At 64.2% G+C, this 17,045-nt stretch carries 17 protein-coding genes; 8 read left to right on the top strand and 9 right to left on the bottom strand.

From position 1 onward, the window contains the following. The first annotated feature begins 27 nt into the window (after positions 1-27). The 6 genes from NIBR502772_RS04110 (at position 28) to NIBR502772_RS04135 (ending at position 5,593) form a co-directional block, all read left to right on the top strand. Positions 28-252: a hypothetical protein gene (locus NIBR502772_RS04110; RefSeq protein WP_371706765.1), complete on the top strand. Its 225-nt coding sequence runs from the start codon at positions 28-30 to the stop codon at positions 250-252. Between the two features lie 220 nt (positions 253-472). Next, entirely contained in the window at positions 473-1,597 is a 1,125-nt protein-coding gene (gene chvE, locus NIBR502772_RS04115; RefSeq protein WP_141139193.1) for a multiple monosaccharide ABC transporter substrate-binding protein, read from the top strand. A gap of 109 nt (positions 1,598-1,706) precedes the next feature. Further along, the gene (gene mmsA / locus NIBR502772_RS04120) at positions 1,707-3,236 is read left to right on the top strand and encodes a multiple monosaccharide ABC transporter ATP-binding protein (RefSeq protein WP_141139194.1); all 1,530 of its coding nucleotides are present in this window, start codon (positions 1,707-1,709) and stop codon (positions 3,234-3,236) included. 4 nt (positions 3,237-3,240) lie between these two features. Next, on the top strand, positions 3,241-4,551 hold the full coding sequence (mmsB, locus tag NIBR502772_RS04125; protein WP_141139195.1) for a multiple monosaccharide ABC transporter permease: 1,311 nt from the start codon (positions 3,241-3,243) through the stop codon (positions 4,549-4,551). Positions 4,552-4,588: 37 nt separating this feature from the next. Beyond that, a complete protein-coding gene (locus tag NIBR502772_RS04130; protein WP_104063012.1) occupies positions 4,589-4,798 on the top strand; it encodes a hypothetical protein in 210 nt (69 codons plus the stop codon). Positions 4,799-5,002: 204 nt separating this feature from the next. Next, a complete protein-coding gene (locus NIBR502772_RS04135) occupies positions 5,003-5,593 on the top strand; it encodes a DM13 domain-containing protein (RefSeq protein ID WP_246848692.1) in 591 nt (196 codons plus the stop codon). Between the two features lie 149 nt (positions 5,594-5,742). Here NIBR502772_RS04135 and NIBR502772_RS04140 read toward each other — a convergent pair whose 3' ends face one another. From NIBR502772_RS04140 to NIBR502772_RS04180, 9 genes are all read right to left on the bottom strand, one after another. Next, entirely contained in the window at positions 5,743-6,180 is a 438-nt protein-coding gene (locus NIBR502772_RS04140; RefSeq protein ID WP_141139196.1) for a hypothetical protein, read from the bottom strand. A gap of 110 nt (positions 6,181-6,290) precedes the next feature. Further along, positions 6,291-6,557 carry a GlsB/YeaQ/YmgE family stress response membrane protein gene (locus NIBR502772_RS04145; RefSeq protein ID WP_058930334.1) on the bottom strand — a complete coding sequence of 89 codons (267 nt, stop codon included), beginning with the start codon at positions 6,555-6,557 and terminating at the stop codon, positions 6,291-6,293. 134 nt (positions 6,558-6,691) lie between these two features. After that, positions 6,692-7,525, bottom strand: coding sequence for an aldo/keto reductase (locus tag NIBR502772_RS04150; protein WP_141139197.1), 834 nt, complete (start codon positions 7,523-7,525; stop codon positions 6,692-6,694). Between the two features lie 28 nt (positions 7,526-7,553). Further along, positions 7,554-10,109 (bottom strand): rhamnogalacturonan lyase, encoded by a 2,556-nt coding sequence (locus tag NIBR502772_RS04155; RefSeq protein ID WP_141139198.1) that lies wholly within the window; start codon positions 10,107-10,109, stop codon positions 7,554-7,556. 134 nt (positions 10,110-10,243) lie between these two features. Next, positions 10,244-11,287 (bottom strand): NAD-dependent epimerase/dehydratase family protein, encoded by a 1,044-nt coding sequence (locus tag NIBR502772_RS04160; RefSeq protein WP_141139199.1) that lies wholly within the window; start codon positions 11,285-11,287, stop codon positions 10,244-10,246. Further along, positions 11,281-12,252, bottom strand: coding sequence for an aldo/keto reductase (locus NIBR502772_RS04165; protein ID WP_141139200.1), 972 nt, complete (start codon positions 12,250-12,252; stop codon positions 11,281-11,283). Before NIBR502772_RS04165 ends, NIBR502772_RS04160 begins: the two co-directional genes overlap by 7 nt. 90 nt (positions 12,253-12,342) lie before the next feature. Then, on the bottom strand, positions 12,343-13,164 hold the full coding sequence (locus tag NIBR502772_RS04170; RefSeq protein ID WP_141139201.1) for an aldo/keto reductase: 822 nt from the start codon (positions 13,162-13,164) through the stop codon (positions 12,343-12,345). 251 nt (positions 13,165-13,415) lie between these two features. Beyond that, positions 13,416-13,625, bottom strand: a complete 210-nt coding sequence (locus NIBR502772_RS04175; protein WP_141139202.1) for a dodecin — start codon at positions 13,623-13,625, stop codon at positions 13,416-13,418. Positions 13,626-13,730: 105 nt separating this feature from the next. Further along, complete coding sequence (locus NIBR502772_RS04180) at positions 13,731-14,435, bottom strand: FadR/GntR family transcriptional regulator (protein WP_058930326.1); 705 nt, start codon at positions 14,433-14,435, stop codon at positions 13,731-13,733. Between the two features lie 147 nt (positions 14,436-14,582). Here NIBR502772_RS04180 and NIBR502772_RS04185 point away from each other — a divergent pair, with 147 nt between their 5' ends. Further along, a complete protein-coding gene (locus NIBR502772_RS04185) occupies positions 14,583-16,064 on the top strand; it encodes a four-carbon acid sugar kinase family protein (RefSeq protein ID WP_141139203.1) in 1,482 nt (493 codons plus the stop codon). Between the two features lie 27 nt (positions 16,065-16,091). Continuing rightward, positions 16,092-16,991: an NAD(P)-dependent oxidoreductase gene (locus NIBR502772_RS04190; protein ID WP_141139204.1), complete on the top strand. Its 900-nt coding sequence runs from the start codon at positions 16,092-16,094 to the stop codon at positions 16,989-16,991. The last annotated feature ends 54 nt before the right edge of the window (positions 16,992-17,045 follow it).

The raw sequence follows: 17,045 nt of genomic DNA on the forward strand, positions 1-17,045 counted from the left end.
GGCCCACATCGCTGGATTCGTAATCCGATGGCGGTCGCGGGCATTGTCCAGGGCGCCGCGATCGGCGTCATCCTGCAGTCCTGGCTCGTTGTCGCTTCCGAGGTCGTGGACTCGCTGCTGTGGAACTACGCCATCAGGCCAAACGCTCTCGCCGCGCTGCCGGCCCGCGCCGGCTCGACGGCATCCGCACTGGGGCTCGGAGTTCCGAGTGGAGACGCCCGGCGTTTCCGCTCACCAATAAAAGTGATTTGACTCACATGCTACTCTGCAATATCCTGTTGTTAGCGCTAACAAGTATGAGGCGGAACTTGGCTTCCGGCACGCAACCGACCTCCGCTCCTGCCTGTTGGCAGCTCTTCAGATGTCCAGGGCTCGGGCCCTGCACATCAAGGCAGTACCGCTCTACCGGCAAGCGCAGACGCCTGCCGACCCAGCAGCACTTCGCGGACCAGCTTCCGCGGGAGGAGAAATCGTGAGAATTAGGAAATTCCTGGGCGCAGTCGCCGTCGTCCTCGCAGTCACTGTGGGTGCCACAGGGTGCGGAAGCCGGGGCGCAACAGCCACCTCGGAAACCACTGCGAATCCCAGTGAATCCCTGGTGGGTATCTCGATGCCCACCCAGACGTCCGAGCGTTGGATCGCCGATGGCGGAAACGTGGAAAAGTCCTTGAAGGGACTTGGTTACAAGACTGACCTGCAGTTCGCCAACGACGACATCCCCACGCAGGTATCGCAGATCGAGAACATGCTGACCAAGGGTGCCAAGGCGCTCATTGTCGCCGCCATCGACGGCACCACCTTGACCGATGTGCTCGCCAAGGCAAAGGAACAGAACGTCAAGGTCATCGCCTACGACCGCCTCATCAACGGCACCCCGAACGTTGATTTCTACACCACGTTCGATAACTACACGGTGGGCGTGCAGCAGGCAACATCGCTGCTGACCGGGCTGGGCCTGGTTGATGCCAGCGGCAAGAAGGTGGAGGGCAAGGGCCCGTTCAACGTTGAGCTTTTCGCCGGCAGCCCGGATGACAACAACGCCAACTTCTTCTGGACCGGCGCCATGGACACGCTGAAGCCGTACCTGGACGCCGGAACCCTCAAGGTCCCCAGCGGCCAGACCAAGTTCGAGCAGGCAGCCATCCTGCGCTGGCAGGCCCCCGTTGCCCAGAAGCGCATGGAGGACATCCTCACCGCGGCCTACAGCTCCGGGACCAAGCTCGACGGCGTGCTCTCCCCCTATGACGGCCTCTCCATCGGCATCATCTCGGCTCTGACCAGCACCGGCGGCTACGCCAAGGGCGACCTGCCGGTCGTCACGGGCCAGGACGCTGAGAAGGGCTCCGTGAAGTCCATCATCGCCGGTGAGCAGTACTCCACCATCTTCAAGGACACCCGCCAGCTGGGTTCCCAGGCAGTGAAGATGGTGGACGCCCTGCTGAAGGGCCAGGAGCCGGAGGTTAACGACACCAAGACCTACAACAACAAGGTCAAGGTGGTTCCGGCCTACCTGCTCAAGTCCGTGATCATCACTGCGGAAAACTACAAGAAGGAACTCATCGACTCCGGCTACTACACAGACGCCGACGTCAAGTAACTTTTCTTGTGGGGTTGCGGCCGGCCGCACGGCCTGGCCGCAACCCCTTCCCGTAGGCCCTGCAGCCGCAGGCCGGTCCAGTTTTCCAACCAGTCAGTGGGAATTGACGATGAACACACCCATTCTTCAAATGCGAGGAATCACCAAAACCTTTCCGGGCGTGAAGGCCCTGCAGGATGTCACCCTTGACGTGAACCGGGGCGAGGTCCACGCCATTTGCGGAGAGAACGGGGCGGGCAAATCCACCCTGATGAAAGTCCTGTCCGGGGTCTACCCGCACAACTCCTTCGACGGGGACATCCTTTTCGAAAACGAGCCCTGCAACTTCTCCAGCATCAACGACAGCGAGAAACGCGGCATCGTCATCATCCACCAGGAGCTCGCGCTGAGCCCCTACCTCTCGATCGCCGAAAACATCTACCTCGGAAACGAGCAGGCCAAAAACGGCTGGGTGGACTGGCGGAAGACCAACCTGGAGGCCGCGAAACTGCTGGCCCGGGTGGGCCTGAGCGAAAACCCCATCACTCCGGTCCAGCACATCAGTGTGGGCAAGCAGCAGTTGGTGGAAATCGCCAAGGCGCTCTCGAAGGAAGTCAAGCTCCTCATCCTGGACGAGCCCACAGCGGCGCTCAACGACGAGGACTCCGGCCACCTCCTGGACCTGATCCTGCATCTGAAGGGCCAGGGCATCACCAGCATCATCATCAGCCACAAACTCAACGAAATCCGCAAAGTCGCAGACGCCGTCACCATCATCCGGGACGGCAAAACCATCGAGACGCTCCGGCTCGATGAAGGCCAGATCACGCAGGAACGGATTATCCGCGGCATGGTGGGCCGGGACCTGGAAAGCCTCTACCCTGACCGGGACCCGAAGATCGGGGAGGAAGTCCTGCGGATCGAGGACTGGTCCGTCAGGCATCCCCAGGACCACACACGCATGGTGGTGCACAACGCCAGCCTGAACGTCCGCAAGGGCGAAGTGGTAGGCCTCGCGGGCCTGATGGGAGCGGGCCGGACCGAGCTGGCCATGAGCGTTTTCGGACGCACTTACGGCACGGCGATGTCCGGGAAGGTGTACAAGTACGGCAAGGAAATCAACACCTCCACGGTGTCCCAGGCGATCGGGCACGGGATCGCCTATGCCACCGAAGACCGGAAGCACTACGGCCTGAACCTCATCGAGGATATCCAGCGGAACATCTCCATGGCCGCGCTCCGCAAGCTGGTCAAGGGCGGCTGGGTGGACAAAAACCGGGAAACGGTGGTGGCCAACGGCTACCGCAAGAGCATGAACATCAAGGCGCCCTCAGTTGCTGCCATCACCGGCAAACTGTCCGGCGGAAACCAGCAGAAGGTGGTGCTGAGCAAGTGGATGTTCTCGGACCCGGACGTGCTGATCCTCGATGAGCCCACGCGCGGGATCGACGTCGGCGCCAAATTCGAGATCTACACAATCATCGCCAGGCTCGCGGCGGAGGGAAAAGCTGTCATTGTCATCTCCTCGGAACTGCCCGAACTCCTCGGCATCTGCGACAGGATCTACACCCTGTCGGCCGGCCATATCACCGGCGAGGTTCCCATCGCCGAAGCATCCCAGGAAACCCTCATGCACTACATGACCCAAGAGAAGGAATAGGACCATGTCCGCCCTACGAGAATCCCTCGGCTTCCTGACAAGCCGCCTCCGGCAGGTTGGCATCTTCGTTGCCCTGATCCTGATCGTCCTGCTGTTCCAGGTACTGACCAACGGCATCCTCCTGGAGCCGCAGAACGTCACCAACCTGGTGGTCCAGAACAGCTACATCCTCATCCTCGCCATCGGCATGGTCATGGTCATTATTGCCGGCCACATCGACCTCTCGGTGGGATCGATCGCCGGCTTCATCGGCGCCGTCGCCGGCGTCATGATGGTCCACTGGGGCTGGGCCTGGTGGCTGGCCATCCCGGCCTGCCTCCTGGTCGGGGCGCTCGTCGGGGCGTGGCAGGGATACTGGATCGCCTACGTCGGCATCCCGGCCTTCATCGTCACCCTGGCCGGCATGCTGATCTTCCGCGGCCTGACCCTGATCACCCTGAAGAACCAGCAGATCACCCCGTTCCCCTCCGAACTCCGCGCCCTGGGCGGCGGCTTCCTCCCGGACATCTCCGGGGGCACGTCGGTGCTGGAATGGCTGACCGTCATCCTGGGCGTCGGCGCCACGGTTGCGCTGCTTATCCAGGCGCTCAAGGAACGCCGGATCCGCAAGAAGTTCGACCTCGAAAACGAACCGATGGCCTGGTTCGCGACCAAGACCACCTTCGTTGCCCTGCTCATGCTGATCATCACGTTCCTCCTCGCGAGCTACCGGGGCACCCCGATCGTCCTGATCGTGCTGGCCGTCCTGGTGATCGTGTACACGGCGCTGATGAACAACAGCGTCTTCGGCCGCCACACCTACGCGATCGGCGGCAACCTGCACGCAGCAGAGCTGTCCGGGGTGAAGACCAAAGCCGTCACTTTCCGGCTCTTCGTTAACATGGGCGTCCTGGCGGCACTCGCAGGCCTGGTGTTCACGGCAAGGCTCAACTCGGCACAGCCCGCCGGCGGCACCGGCTTCGAACTCGACTCTATCGCCGCGGCATTCATCGGCGGCGCCGCAGTCCAAGGCGGCATCGGCACCGTGGCCGGAGCCATGATCGGCGGCCTGATCATGGGCGTGCTGAACAACGGCATGTCCATCCTGGGTCTCGGCACTGACTACCAGCAGCTCATCAAGGGGCTGGTCCTCCTGCTGGCTGTCGGCTTCGATATTTTCAACAAGAACCGCAGCGGTGGCGGCGGCAGCACCATCGGGAAGAGGTTCAAGTTCAGGACTTCCCCGCCGGCCACGTCGGAATCCCATGCACCCGCGGGGACGAAGGACCAGGCGAAGGATCGCCCTGTCCCCGTTTCGGCGGTCAAGCCTGAGTAACCAGGAAACCCACCCCAACTATTAACAAGGAACCGATATGTCTACGCCCATAGACCGCATTGAGATAGATGTCGCCAGCCGGCACCTTTTGGACGAAGAGCTTGATGCTGCCGTCCGGCGCCTTCAGGAAGTCGCCCTCCTCACAGGCACGCACGGCATCCTGGTGACCCGTGTCGCCCCGGGCCGCTACACCGCAACGCTGTCAGATCAGGTTCCTTTCGGGATGACCCGCGAACTGGTTTCCTGAGGGCTGCCGGAACCGCCGCGGTTCCGGAATCAGGCGCCCCGCCGTCTCGTGACCCTAGGAGTCGGAATCTTTCCTGCGGAACTCGAAGAACTTATCTGACTTCAGAGCACCCGGGTTGGCCTTGTTGGCTTTGGACCGTCGTGGGATCAGGATCGCGACGGCTGGTGCGTTGCGCCGGTCAGCGGATACGCGGACGATGATTGCATGAGCGGAAAGTCCATGAGTGGAAAGCAAAGTCCAAACCGACGCCGGACCTGGATGATCGCTGCGGCGGCCCTTGCAGCGGTAGGGCTGGTGATTGGGCTTGTGCTGTTCAAGCCCTGGCTTCTCTTTGTGGACGTGAGAGTGGATGAACAGCTCCCCATCGTGGCCAGCAGTCCAGCGCAAGCACAACCGACTCCGCCTACACCCTTGGCGCCGACTCCGGCACCTATGCCTGCAGGCCCGGTGCAGCTGGCTGTGGGTACGCTAATCAGCCATGAACACGCCACCACGGGAACTGTCCGGATCGTACAGCAGCCAGACGGCGCCAGGCTGCTCACGCTCGAAAACCTGGATACGTCCAATGGTCCGGATGTGCACGTCTGGTTAAGTGCCGCCCACGTGGTGGAAGGAACGGCCGGGTGGTTCACCGCCGGCTCCGCTGATTACTACGACCTCGGCCTGATCAAAGGAAATCAGGGCAATCAGGTTTACCAGATTCCCGCCGACGTTGACCTGTCGAAGTACCCGTCAGTTGACCTGTGGTGCGTTCAGTTCAGCGTGTCGTTCGGTGCTGCCGAGCTGGTCACCTGAGACGGCATCTGGCCATGACCTGAGACGTGGCTGGCCGCCGCGTCCCCCAAGGAGCGCGGCGGCCAGCAACGACCATTTTAAGCACAATTTCAACGTGGCTTCCGTGTCACACGGCGAATCCCGCGTAACGTCCCTGCAACGATCCCCGATCATTCCCGTCGGGGGTCAACGTTCGTGGCTGCGCCGGCAGTAGTGGCGCCGCCTTCACCGGACCAGTCCTGGCCCTGGTTGTCATTGAACGCGGGGTCTGACTCAACGTCCGATGTCCCCAGGTTCACCGTTTCCGGGTGCTTGCTGTGGGCGGGAACGTGATCGCCCACCGCGGCACTGCCGGACGCGGTGTCGTGGTGCACGGCCGAGCCGATGACTGTGCCCGCCCGGCGCGCAGCCTCACCGAGCTGGTCCGCCACGTCGGGAGCCTTCTCCTTGATGGCCGAAGCGGCGGCACTGACCTTGTCCTGGACCGGCTTACTGTCCCAGATGCTCGCCGCCCTGGCCTTGAGCTTGTCGTACGCAGCCCGGCCGGACCGCGATCCCAGGACGTAACCCGCCGCGATGCCAATACCCAAAAGAAGTTTAGATTTCATAATGAACTCCAGCTCGTTGAGAAGGTGTCAGTCCCCGATCCGCTTGGCCGGGGAAAGAAAACCGGCCCCGGGATGTTGTCCCGGGGCCGGTGTTCATGCCGGTGACGACGCTAGCTGCGAACGCTCCGCTTGGTGACCATGCTGTAAACCAGCAGCACGATGATCGAGCCGGCGATCGCGAGCAGCCAGGTCTGCAGCGAGAAGAACTCCTGCAGCGGCGCGTTGAAGAGCAGCCCGCCAAGCCAGCCGCCGAGGAACGCACCGACGACGCCCAGGATGAGGGTGATGATCCAGCCGCCACCCTGCTTGCCCGGAAGGATCGCCTTAGCGATCGCGCCGGCAATAAGGCCAAGAATCAAAAATGCAAAGAAACCCATTTTGTCGTTCCTTCTTTCCTACATCAGGGAGGTGCCCGGATCCCGGGCACGCTTCATCCCTCTGCCCCAATACTAATCATGCTTACTTTATTTTCGCCACTCTGAATCTCCGCGGAAAGCCTGTTCGGGCCCTCTCAGTGCCCTGTTGCGTCCGAATCGTTACCGGCGCCGGGCCCCTCGTCCAGGATGGCAAGTTCCGCGAGATCCTGCCGATCCAGGGCGAAATCGAAGATGTCCAGGTTTTCCTGCATCCGCTCGGGATTTCCTGATTTGGGAATGACTACAAGTCCCTTCTCAATATGCCAGCGCAGCACCAGTTGAGCCGGGGTCTTGTCGTATTTTTCACCCAGCTGCGCAAGCAGGGGAGCGCCCAACAGGCTTGCCCCCGACCCGCCCAGCGGGCTGTACGATTCCGTGACAATTCCATGCCGGGCGTTGAACTCCCGTTCCGCCTCGCGGGTGATCGCCGGGCTCAGCTGGATCTGGTTCACCGCAGGCACAACGTCGGTTTCGGCCAGCAGCCGTTCCAGGTGTGCCGGTTTGAAGTTGGAGACGCCGATGGACCGGACTTTGCCCTCCGCCTGCAGCCGCTCAAACGTCTTCCACGTCGAGACGAAATCATCGCGCGCAGGGAGCGGCCAGTGGATCAGCAGCAGGTCCACGTAGTCCAGCCCCATGCGCGTCAGCGACCCCTCCAACCCCGCCACCGCGCGGTCCTCGCCTTGGAACTGGCCGTCCAGCTTGGTGGTGACGAAGATTTCGCTTCGGTCCACCCCGCCTGCGCGGATGCCGTTCCCTACGCCTTCCTCATTGCCGTATTTCACTGCCGTATCGATGTGCCGGTACCCGGCTTCCAGGGCCTGTACGACGGCGGTAGCCACCTGTTCGTCGTCCAGCGGCCAGGTGCCGAGCCCCAGCTGCGGAATGCTGTAGCCGTCGTTGAGCATGATGAGCGGTGAGAGAGTCATTTCAACAGTCTGCCGTGCTTTCGCCTGCCTAGCCTTCGAATGCCCGGAGAATATTTCCGGCCTGGTAGTCGAGTACTGTTCGTGCCACGTCGGATACCTGATCTGGCTCCTTTTGCTGGTCCAGGAACTTCACAAAGCGCTGGATGGCCTGTGCCGCTTGGGAAGCATCGCCGTCGTCCACTGCCTTTGCCGCCTCCTGCACACCCGCTGCCAGCTGCTTCGCGACCGGGCCCGCCACGTCGCCGGACTCCACCAGGTCCTCCACAGCCTGTTGGAGGGCTTTCACACTGCCCGGAAGCCAGGCTGCGCGCAGCGGCACGTCACCGAAGTGCATGTCCGAAGCGAAGTAGAAGTCCGTGTAAGACGGCTGGTTGTACGTGGTGTTCTGCCGGGTAACTTCAGCGCGGTACTGCGGGTCGTGCATGAGCGTGTAGAGCTTGTGGTTGGTCACTTCGGTGCTCAGGTACATCCGGAGCGCTGAGCTGTCGGCCGTCCGGACCAGCATTTCCTCGCGCCAGTCACCCACTACGTCTGCAACGAGGCTCGGGGTGCCTTTGGTGCCGTTGTTGGTCCGGGTGTCCGTGGCGGTGAGCAGCCTGCCGCGCTTCCAGTCGTCAATGCTGGGGGTCTGGTCGCCGGAGCCGTTAATGATCTGGGTTGTCATGTCCGCAGCCCACTTGATGCTCATGTTGGTACCCGGACTGGTGGCGGAAAGCTTGTCGCCGTCAGCCGACTGCATGCCAATGGCCCAGTTTTCGATGCCGGGCACTGCAGGATCAACGTCGCCGATCATGCCGCGGCCGGTGTCCTTCCCCGAATAGGCGCCGAACAGTGCCTCGCCGGTGGCGGCGTCGCGCATGGCGTAGCCATAGGGGGCGTAGGTGCCGCCTTCATGCACCGTGAAGATCTCCTTGCCGGGGCGGGCCGGATCAATGTCCGTGACGTGCATGGCATCGCCGTGGCCCAGCCGGGCCTCCTCTCCCGGGGTGGCGCTGCCGGCCGGCATGGTGTCGGACGAGCTGTACAGCAGCGAACCGTCGTCGTCGATGGTGGCCGAGCCGTACACAATTTCCTGCTTGCCGTCACCGTCCACGTCGGAGGCGCTGAGGGAGTGGAAGCCCTGCGTGGTGAGTGTGCCGAACTCGGGGTCCGTCCCGTCCCGGCCGTGCGGGCTGTCCTTGAAGGGGTTGGTCATGGGCGCCCAGCCCGAGTCCACGTTCCACACTGGGGAGAGGTTGGCGCCGTCCCAGGTGTAGGCGGCAAGTGTGCTGCGCGTGTAATAGCCGCGGGCAAACACGGCGGCGGGCTTCTTGCCATCCAAATAGGCGACGCCGGCCAGGAACCTGTCCACGCGGTTGCCGGGTTCGATCCGGGCCATGGCGTAGTCGCCCCACATCAGGCCGTCGTCGTGCCTGCCGGGCTCATACGCAACCGTCTTCAGTTCCTTGCCCGTGGCGCCCTCAAAGACGGTGAGGTATTCCGGGCCGGAAACGATGAACCCCTCAAAGGCGCGCAGGTTGTTCCGCGCGCTGCGGGACGGGGCAAACACGTCCATGAAGTAGTCCGTCACCGCTTCGGCGTCCTCACGCGACAGCGGGTACTGGTACTGGGGCGCGATGCCGAAGGCTTCTTCCAGGGTGGCGGGCCAGTTGCCGGCCTTGACCTCGGGGTGGTCGCTCCAGCCCAGGAACGTGTCCACCATGTGCCGGTGGTAGTCGGCGGCGCTCATCCGGTAATCGTCGGAGTTGGAATAGCCGGCGTCGAGGTCCTTCTGCAGCAGCGGGACGAACGACTCGCCAGCCACCGAGCCGTCCGGATTGTAGGAGAGGGTCTTGGTGCCCGGCGCTGTCTTGAACATCATTTCCGAACGTCCGTCGCCGTCGAAATCGTTCACCAGCATCTGCGTGTAGTGGGCGCCGGACCGGATGTTGACGCCCAGGTCGATCCGGTGGAGCAGCGTACCGTCGGCCTTGTAGGTGTCCACGTAGGTGTTGCCCGTGTAGCCAACCTGGGAGACGTCCTTGGAGTTGTTCGGATCCCACTTGACCACGAACTCGTACTGGCCATCGCCGTCGACGTCTCCCACCGAAGCATCGTTCGCCGAGTAGGTGTACGCCTGGCCGGCGGGCGTCACGCCGTCGGCCGGCTTTTTCAGCGGGATGTCCTTGAAGTTGCCGCCCCACGAGGTGGCAGTGGCGCTCCGGTCCAGTTCAACGCCGCCGACGACGGCACGCACGTCATATGCCGACGACGCGGTTCCGGCGGCGTCAAGGTAGTTCGTGCTGTCTGTGACTGTTGCGAGCTTCTGGCCGTCGCGGTACACATTGAAGTCGGTGCCGGTGAGGCCTGTGGCGGACGAGCCGGTTGCCTCGTGGCCCAAGAGGCGCCAGCTCAGGAAGACGCCCTCGGATGTGCCGGCAGCAACCAGCCCGCGGTCCAGATAATCCAGCTGTACGCCCGCCGTGGCGGGCTTCGCGGAAGGCCCGACGGCGGCTGCCGGGGTGGTGAGGCACCCCACGGTCAGGGCGAGGCCCGCAGCTGTGGCCACCGAAAAACGGCGCACGGATATCCTGCTCGGATTCATCAGTGAATCCTTTCAATTTTGGATTGGGAAAACGCTTCCCCAGTAACCTAGTGGGGGTGTGTGCCACAAATCAACCCTTGCGCCCGGCGGGAATCCCGAGTATTTAGAACGTTGTAAATGATGGCCGGGCGCCGTCAGTCCGCGGCCCTTCGCGCCCACCTGATCAGCCGATCACTCAGATCCATAAAAGACGCGTCCACCACCTGAAGTTCCGGGTGGCTGTCATGCCAGTCAACGATCTCCCGGGTCCCGTCCGCGAAGGGAATGGTGGCGGCAAAGCCAGGCACCAGGGCTTTGATCTTGGCGTTGTCGAAAACTACGGAGTGGGCGCGGTCGCCCAGGAGGCTTGGACCCAGATGGGGGCTGTGCCCGGCGCCGTGCGCGGCGATGGTTTCCGAAGATATGTGGACCAGTTCGGGTTCGGCAACCCCGGCCGCCCGCGCAAACAGGCCATAGATCTGGTTCCAGGGCAGGTATTCATCCGACGTGATGGTGTAGCTCTCGCCCACCGCCTGCGGCCTGCCGAGCAGTCCCACGAAGGCCTTCGCGAAGTCCCTGGCGTGCGTCACGGTCCAGAGCGAGGTGCCATCACCGTGCACCATGACGGGCTGGCCGGTGCGCATCCGGTGGATGTCTGTCCAGCCGCCTACCAGGCCCACCCGCGTGCGGTCGTACGTATGCGAGGGGCGCACCACGGTGACCGGAAAGTCGTCTGACCGGTAGGCGTCGAACAAGAGGTCCTCGCACGCGATCTTGTCCCGTGAATACTGCCAGAACGGATTTTTCAGCGGAGTGGATTCCAGGATCGGCAGCCGGGTGGGCGGCTTCTGGTAGGCCGACGCCGTGCTGATGAACACGTACTGGCCGGTCCGGCCCCGGAACAGTTCCATACTGGAGCGCGCCTGATCTGGAGTGAAGGCAATAAAGTCCGCAACGGCGTCGAACTCCCTGTCCTGCAGCACCGCCCGCACAGTGTCCGGGTCGCGGATATCCGCGTGCAGGACCTCCGCGCCGTCCGGTACCGGCTTGCCGGATTGGCCGCGGTTGAGGATGGTCACCCGGTGTCCCAGTGCGACGGCGCGTTCCGCCGCTGCGGCGCTGATCACCCCGGTGCCGCCCAGGAAGAGGATGCTCCGTGGTGCCACGGTGTCGGCCGCGGAATCCAACGGATTCACCATGCGTAGTCTTCCGGTGCCGGCCGGTGGCCCGGGAAGATGTCGTCGAGCCGCTTGAGCGCGTCGGCGTCGAGCGTGACCTCCAACGCCCGGATGCCGGCGTCGAGCTGTTCCTGCGTGCGCGGCCCCACGATCGGTGCGGTGACGGCAGGCTGGTGAAGCAGCCACGCGAGCGCGATGTCGCCGGGTTCGTGCCCCAGCCCGTCCGCGAGATCCTCGAACTGCTGGATCTGGTCCCGGTGCTGCTTGAGCGTTTCCGCGGCGCGCCCTTCGGTGCGCCGGACGCCCGCGCGTTCCTTCTTCAGGACGCCGCCCAGCAGCCCGCCCTGGAGCGGCGACCACGGGATCAGGCCCAGGCCGTACTGCTGTGCGGCGGGGATGACCTCCAGCTCCACCTCGCGGCGGAACAGGTTGTAGATGGACTGCTCGCTGACCAGCCCGGTGTAGTTCCGGCGGCGGGCGGCTTCCTGTGCCTGGGCGATGTGCCAGCCCGCGAAGTTACTGCTGCCCGAGTAGAGGATCTTGCCCTGCTGGACGGCCACCTCGATGGCCTGCCAGATCTCGTCCCAGGGCGTGTCCCTGTCAACGTGATGGAACTGGTACACGTCGATGTAGTCCGTCTGGAGGCGCTTCAGGCTGGCGTCCAGGGCGCGCCGGATGTTCAGCGCGGACAGCTTGGACTCGTTGGGGCGGTCAGTCATGGTGCCGTACAGCTTTGTGGCCAGGACGGTCCGTTCGCGCCGCTGGCCGCCCTTCGCGAACCAGCGGCCAATGATTTCCTCGGTCCAGCCCCGGTGCCCGCTGCCGCCATAGACGTTGGCTGTGTCGAAGAAGTTGATGCCGGCGTCCAGGGCGGAATCCATGATGCCGTGCGCGTCAGCCTCGTCGGTGTGCGGGCCGAAGTTCATGGTGCCCAGGCAAAGCCGGGAAACTTTCAGGCCCGAACGGCCCAAGTGCGTGTACTGCATACGGAGGGATCCTTCGCTGGTGGTTGGACGTGGCAGAACGCGGTGACCGAGCCCGCCGGAATCGGTGCCGGCAGGCTCGGTCAGCGTTGGCTATAGCTGTGTGAAAGCGGCGACGGCGGGATCGGAACCGATGCGCGCGCCCCGCTCGAGGGCGGTGATGGAGGCGAGCTCGTCGTCAGTCAGGGTCAGGGACGCGGCCGCGAAGTTTTCGCGGATACGGGACGGGTTAACCGACTTGGGGATGACGATGTTGCCGGCGGCCAGGTGCCAGGCCAGGACCACCTGCGCCGTGGTGGCGTCGTGTGCCTTCGCAACGGCGGTGACGGCGTTTCCGTTGAGGTCCCCACCCTGGCCCAACGGGCTGTAGGCCTCCACGGCAATCCCGAGGGCACGGCTTTTGGCGGCTAGCTTGGCCTGCTGGTAGCTGGGGTGCAGTTCAATCTGGTTCACGGCGGGTACGACGTCCGCGGACTCGAGCAGGGTGTCCAGGTGGTCGGAGAGGAAGTTCGAGACGCCGATGGCACGGATCGCCTTGGCGGCGTACAGGGCCTCCAGTTCCTTCCAAGCCTGGACGTAGAGGCCCTGTGACGGGACCGGCCAGTGGATGAGGTAGAGGTCCACGAAGTCAAGACCCAGCGCCTCGCGGGTGTCCTGGAATGCATCCCAGGCCCGGCCCTGGTCGCCGTTGCGGAGCTTGGTGGTCACGAAGATTTCCTCGCGCGGAATGCCCGAGGCTGCGATGGCAGCGCCCACACCTGCTTCGTTGCGGTATCCCGCGGCGGTGTCGATGTGGCGGTAGCCGGCTGCCAGGGCATCCTCAACGATCCGCTGGGTGTCTTCCGGCGGAACCTGGAAAACGCCGAAGCCGAGCTGGGGGATAGTGACGCCGTTGTTCAGCGAGATTTCTGACATGGGTACTCCTCGTAGTGCTGAAGGATGGTTCCTGGCTCGGGATGTCCGGCAGGAAACCGCTTTCGGGAACTGCTCCGGTACGAGCCTATGCACTTTCGCGCCGATAGTCAGTCCTTGACCGTGTTCCTGTTTTTCCTAGGACCGGCAGTCCTACCTTCGTTGTAGGAAGTGCCTGGCAGGGCCGTGCCGAATGGCTGAACAGTGATGGCCGCGCCCAAAGGACGCGGCCATCACTCTTAAACTCAGGTAGGTCAGCTTTCGTGGCGGAAACCGAGCTTGATCCGCACCTGCCAGTCGGCAACCTTGCCGTCTTCGAGGTGACCGCGGATTTCCTTGACCTCGAACCAGTCAAGGTTGCGCAAGGTCTTGGCGGCCTCGGCGATCCCGTTCCGGACGGCCGCGTCCACACCCTCTTCGGAGGTGCCGACAATTTCAGTAATGCTGTACGTGTGGTTGGACAACTTCGCTCCTCGTGATCGCCTTCGATTCCCGGTTGCGGGCCGTCCTTGAACACTAGTGGCAGTTCTCAGGCGTGGCCAGACCCAATACTGCGGAATGGACGCAGGTCAGGGCGCTTCGAGGACCAGGTTCTTGAGGTCATCCAGGGTCTGCTGCATGTGCAGGTCCATGGCTTCCCGCGACCGGCTCGGATCGCGCGATTCCAGTGCCTCGGCGATGTTCTGGTGGTGCCCGATGGCGTGCTCCTGGATGGTGGGCACTGCCGATGTCTCGGCCCGGCGCTTTTCGAGCACGCGGTGCAGCGGCGCGAAAAGGACCGCCACAAAAACGTTCTCCGAGGCGAGGAGGATCAGGTCATGGAATGCTAGGTCAGCCTCCACAAAGGCGGCCACGTCATTGACCTCATGGGCGGCCCGCATCGCCGCTACATGGCCGAACAGCGCCTGGATATCGGCATCACTGATCCGGGCGGCCGCGAGTTCGCACGCCCCGGTTTCCAGCATCCGGCGCAGTTCAATGAGCTGAACGGAGGCGGCGGCTTCGTTCTGGCCCTCAGACGCGGCCCTAAGGACAGCTTCCAGCGAAGCCCAGCGGTTCAGCGGGTTAACGAACGTGCCGCGGCCGCGTTCCACGCTGAGGATCCGCTGCGCTTCCAGGGTTTTCATGGCCTCGCGCACCGTCATCCGGCTCACCTCGTGCCTGGCGCTGAGTTCCAGCTCGCCGGGCACGCTGGATCCTGCCGGAAACTCCCCGGCAATGATCCGGTCCAGGAGCTCGTCTGCAACAACGCCCACCAGTGATTTCCGTGCCATATGTCCCCCTTGCCGCCGTCGCCAGATATGTCTGACAAGTCTACTTGCGCGTTTCTATGTCCTGTGCCACACTAATTTTAAATGTTAGATGTCAGACATCTTACAGTTACCTTAATACTTAGAGATTTCCACACAACGGAGTGCACAGTGACGCTTGAAGCAGACATCCTGGCGGCTTTCCCAGCCGAAGTCCGGATTCCCGCCCGCCTTGTTGCCGACGCCGTCGCCGCGTCCAGCGCGGCGACCCCCCGGATGCTCGTAGTGCTCGACGACGACCCCACCGGAACGCAGTCCGTTGCGGATCTGCCTGTGCTCACCCGCTGGGAAGTGGAGGACTTCATCTGGGCCTTTGGCCAGGCGAAGCCCGCCGTGTACGTGCTGACCAACACCCGCAGCCTGGACCCCGCGGAAGCCGCAGCGCGCAACGAGGAAGTGGTCCGCAACGCACTGGCCGCCGCCGGTTCCGCAGATGCCCTGCGGCTGGGGTTCGTGAGCCGCAGCGACTCCACCCTCCGCGGCCACTACCCGCTGGAGCCCGACGTCATCGCGGCCACTGTTGCTGACGTTAGCGGAGAAGCCACCGACGGCGTTGTGCTGGTGCCGGCGTTCCCCGACGCCGGCCGCGTGACCATCGGCGGCGTGCACTACATGCGCGGCACCGGGGACGACGCCGGCAAGCTCACCCCCGTGGCCGAGACCGAATTCGCCAAGGACGCCAGCTTCGGCTTCGCCAACTCGGACATGACCAAATACGTGGAAGAGAAGTCGCGGGGCCGCTTCGCCGCGGATTCCGTGATTGTCCTGGACCTGAACATCATCCGCGCCTCTGCCGATCCGCAGATCACCGCCAAGGCCATCGCCGATGCCATCGAGCCTGCCACCAACTCCACGCCGATCGTCGCCGACATCGTCACCGAGAACGATCTCCGCGCCCTGTCCCTGGGCCTGGAAGAAGCCGAACGGCGCGGCAAGAAGCTGCTCTACCGCGTGGGACCGCCGTTTGTCCGCGCCCGGATCGGCCAGGAAATCCGCACCGAGCTCACCGGCGCTGAAGCCTACGCAGGCAACACCCCGTCCGAGGCCGGCGGCCTGATCGTGGTGGGCTCCCATGTGGGCGTCACCACCCGCCAACTCAAGGCCCTCACCGAACAGCACAGCGCCGCGCGCATCGTCGAGATCGACGTCGAGAAGCTGCTTGCCGCCGAAACCGAAACAGCCGCGGATGCCTACCTCGACCAGACCGTTGACTCCGTCGTGAAGGCGCTCCACGGGGGAGACGTCATCGTCCACACCAGCCGCCTGCTGATCAAGACCGACGACCCCGCAGCGAGCCTGCGGATCGCACGCACGGTGTCCGCCGCCGTCGTCGCCGTGGTGAACCGGACACTCAAGACCTTCCCGCCGCGGTTCGTCATCGCCAAGGGCGGCATCACGTCCTCCGACGTCGCCGCCCACGGCCTGGAAATCCGCCACGCCATTGTCCGCGGTCCCATGCTGCCGGGCATCGTCTCGCTCTGGGAGCCCGTGGACGGCCCCGCCAAGGGCATCCCGTACATCGTGTTCGCCGGCAACGTGGGCGACGACCAGTCCCTCGCCGACGTCACCCGCAAGCTCAGCAGCACCTTCTAACCCCGCCAGTATTCAAGGAAGAACACCATGACCAGCAACTACACCGTCACCGTCCTGGGCCTCGGCGCCATGGGCCTGCCCATGGCCACCCGGCTGGCCAGCGAGCTCACCGTCCACGGCTTCGACATCGCCGAGCCGCGCCTGAAACTCGCCGAAGAAGCCGGCATCCGCACCTTCGCCTCCGCCCGGGAAGCCTCCAAGGGCGCCGACGCGCTGCTCCTCGCGGTCCGCAACGGCGAGCAGCTCAACGACGTCCTCTTCGGCGAGAACGGCGTGGCCTCCGTGCTGGAGCCGGGTGCCGTCGTCATCCTCGGCAGCACGGTGGGCACCGAAGCCATCCCCGCTACCGTGGCGCGCCTCGCCGAATACGGCGTTGAGCTCGTGGACGCGCCGCTGTCCGGCGGCCCCAAACGCGCCGGTGAAGGCGACCTGCTGATTGTCGTCGGCGCTTCCCCCGAGGCCCGAGAAAAGGCCCGCCCGGCCCTCGACCTGCTGGCCTCCACGCTCACCGTGGTGGGCGACAAGCCCGGCGACGGCCAGGCCCTCAAGACCGTCAACCAGCTCCTCTGCGGCATCCACATCGCGGCCGCCGCCGAGGCCATGGCCCTCGCCGACGCGCTCGGCCTGGACCAGGCCAAGACCCTCGCAGCCCTCGAAGCCGGCGCGGCAGGTTCGTTTATGCTCTCCAACCGCGGCCCGCGCATCCTCGAGGCCTACACCGAGGAAGGCGCCGAGGTCCTGTCCCGCCTGGACATCTTCGTCAAGGACATGGGCATCGTGGGCAAGGCCACCCGCGCCGCCGGCCTGGCAGCCCCCGTCGCCGCCGCCGCCGAGCAGCTGTACCTCCTGGGCCAGGCCCAGGGCCTCGCCGCCGCCGACGATTCCGCAGTCATCAAGGTTGTCGCGCCCACCAAGCGCACCGCCTAGGCAGCCCGGCTAAAGCACCCCCAAAAAACTTACGACGACGGCGGTCCCCCCTCC

It is taken from the genome of Pseudarthrobacter sp. NIBRBAC000502772 (genome assembly GCF_006517235.1).
Taxonomy (GTDB): domain Bacteria; phylum Actinomycetota; class Actinomycetes; order Actinomycetales; family Micrococcaceae; genus Arthrobacter.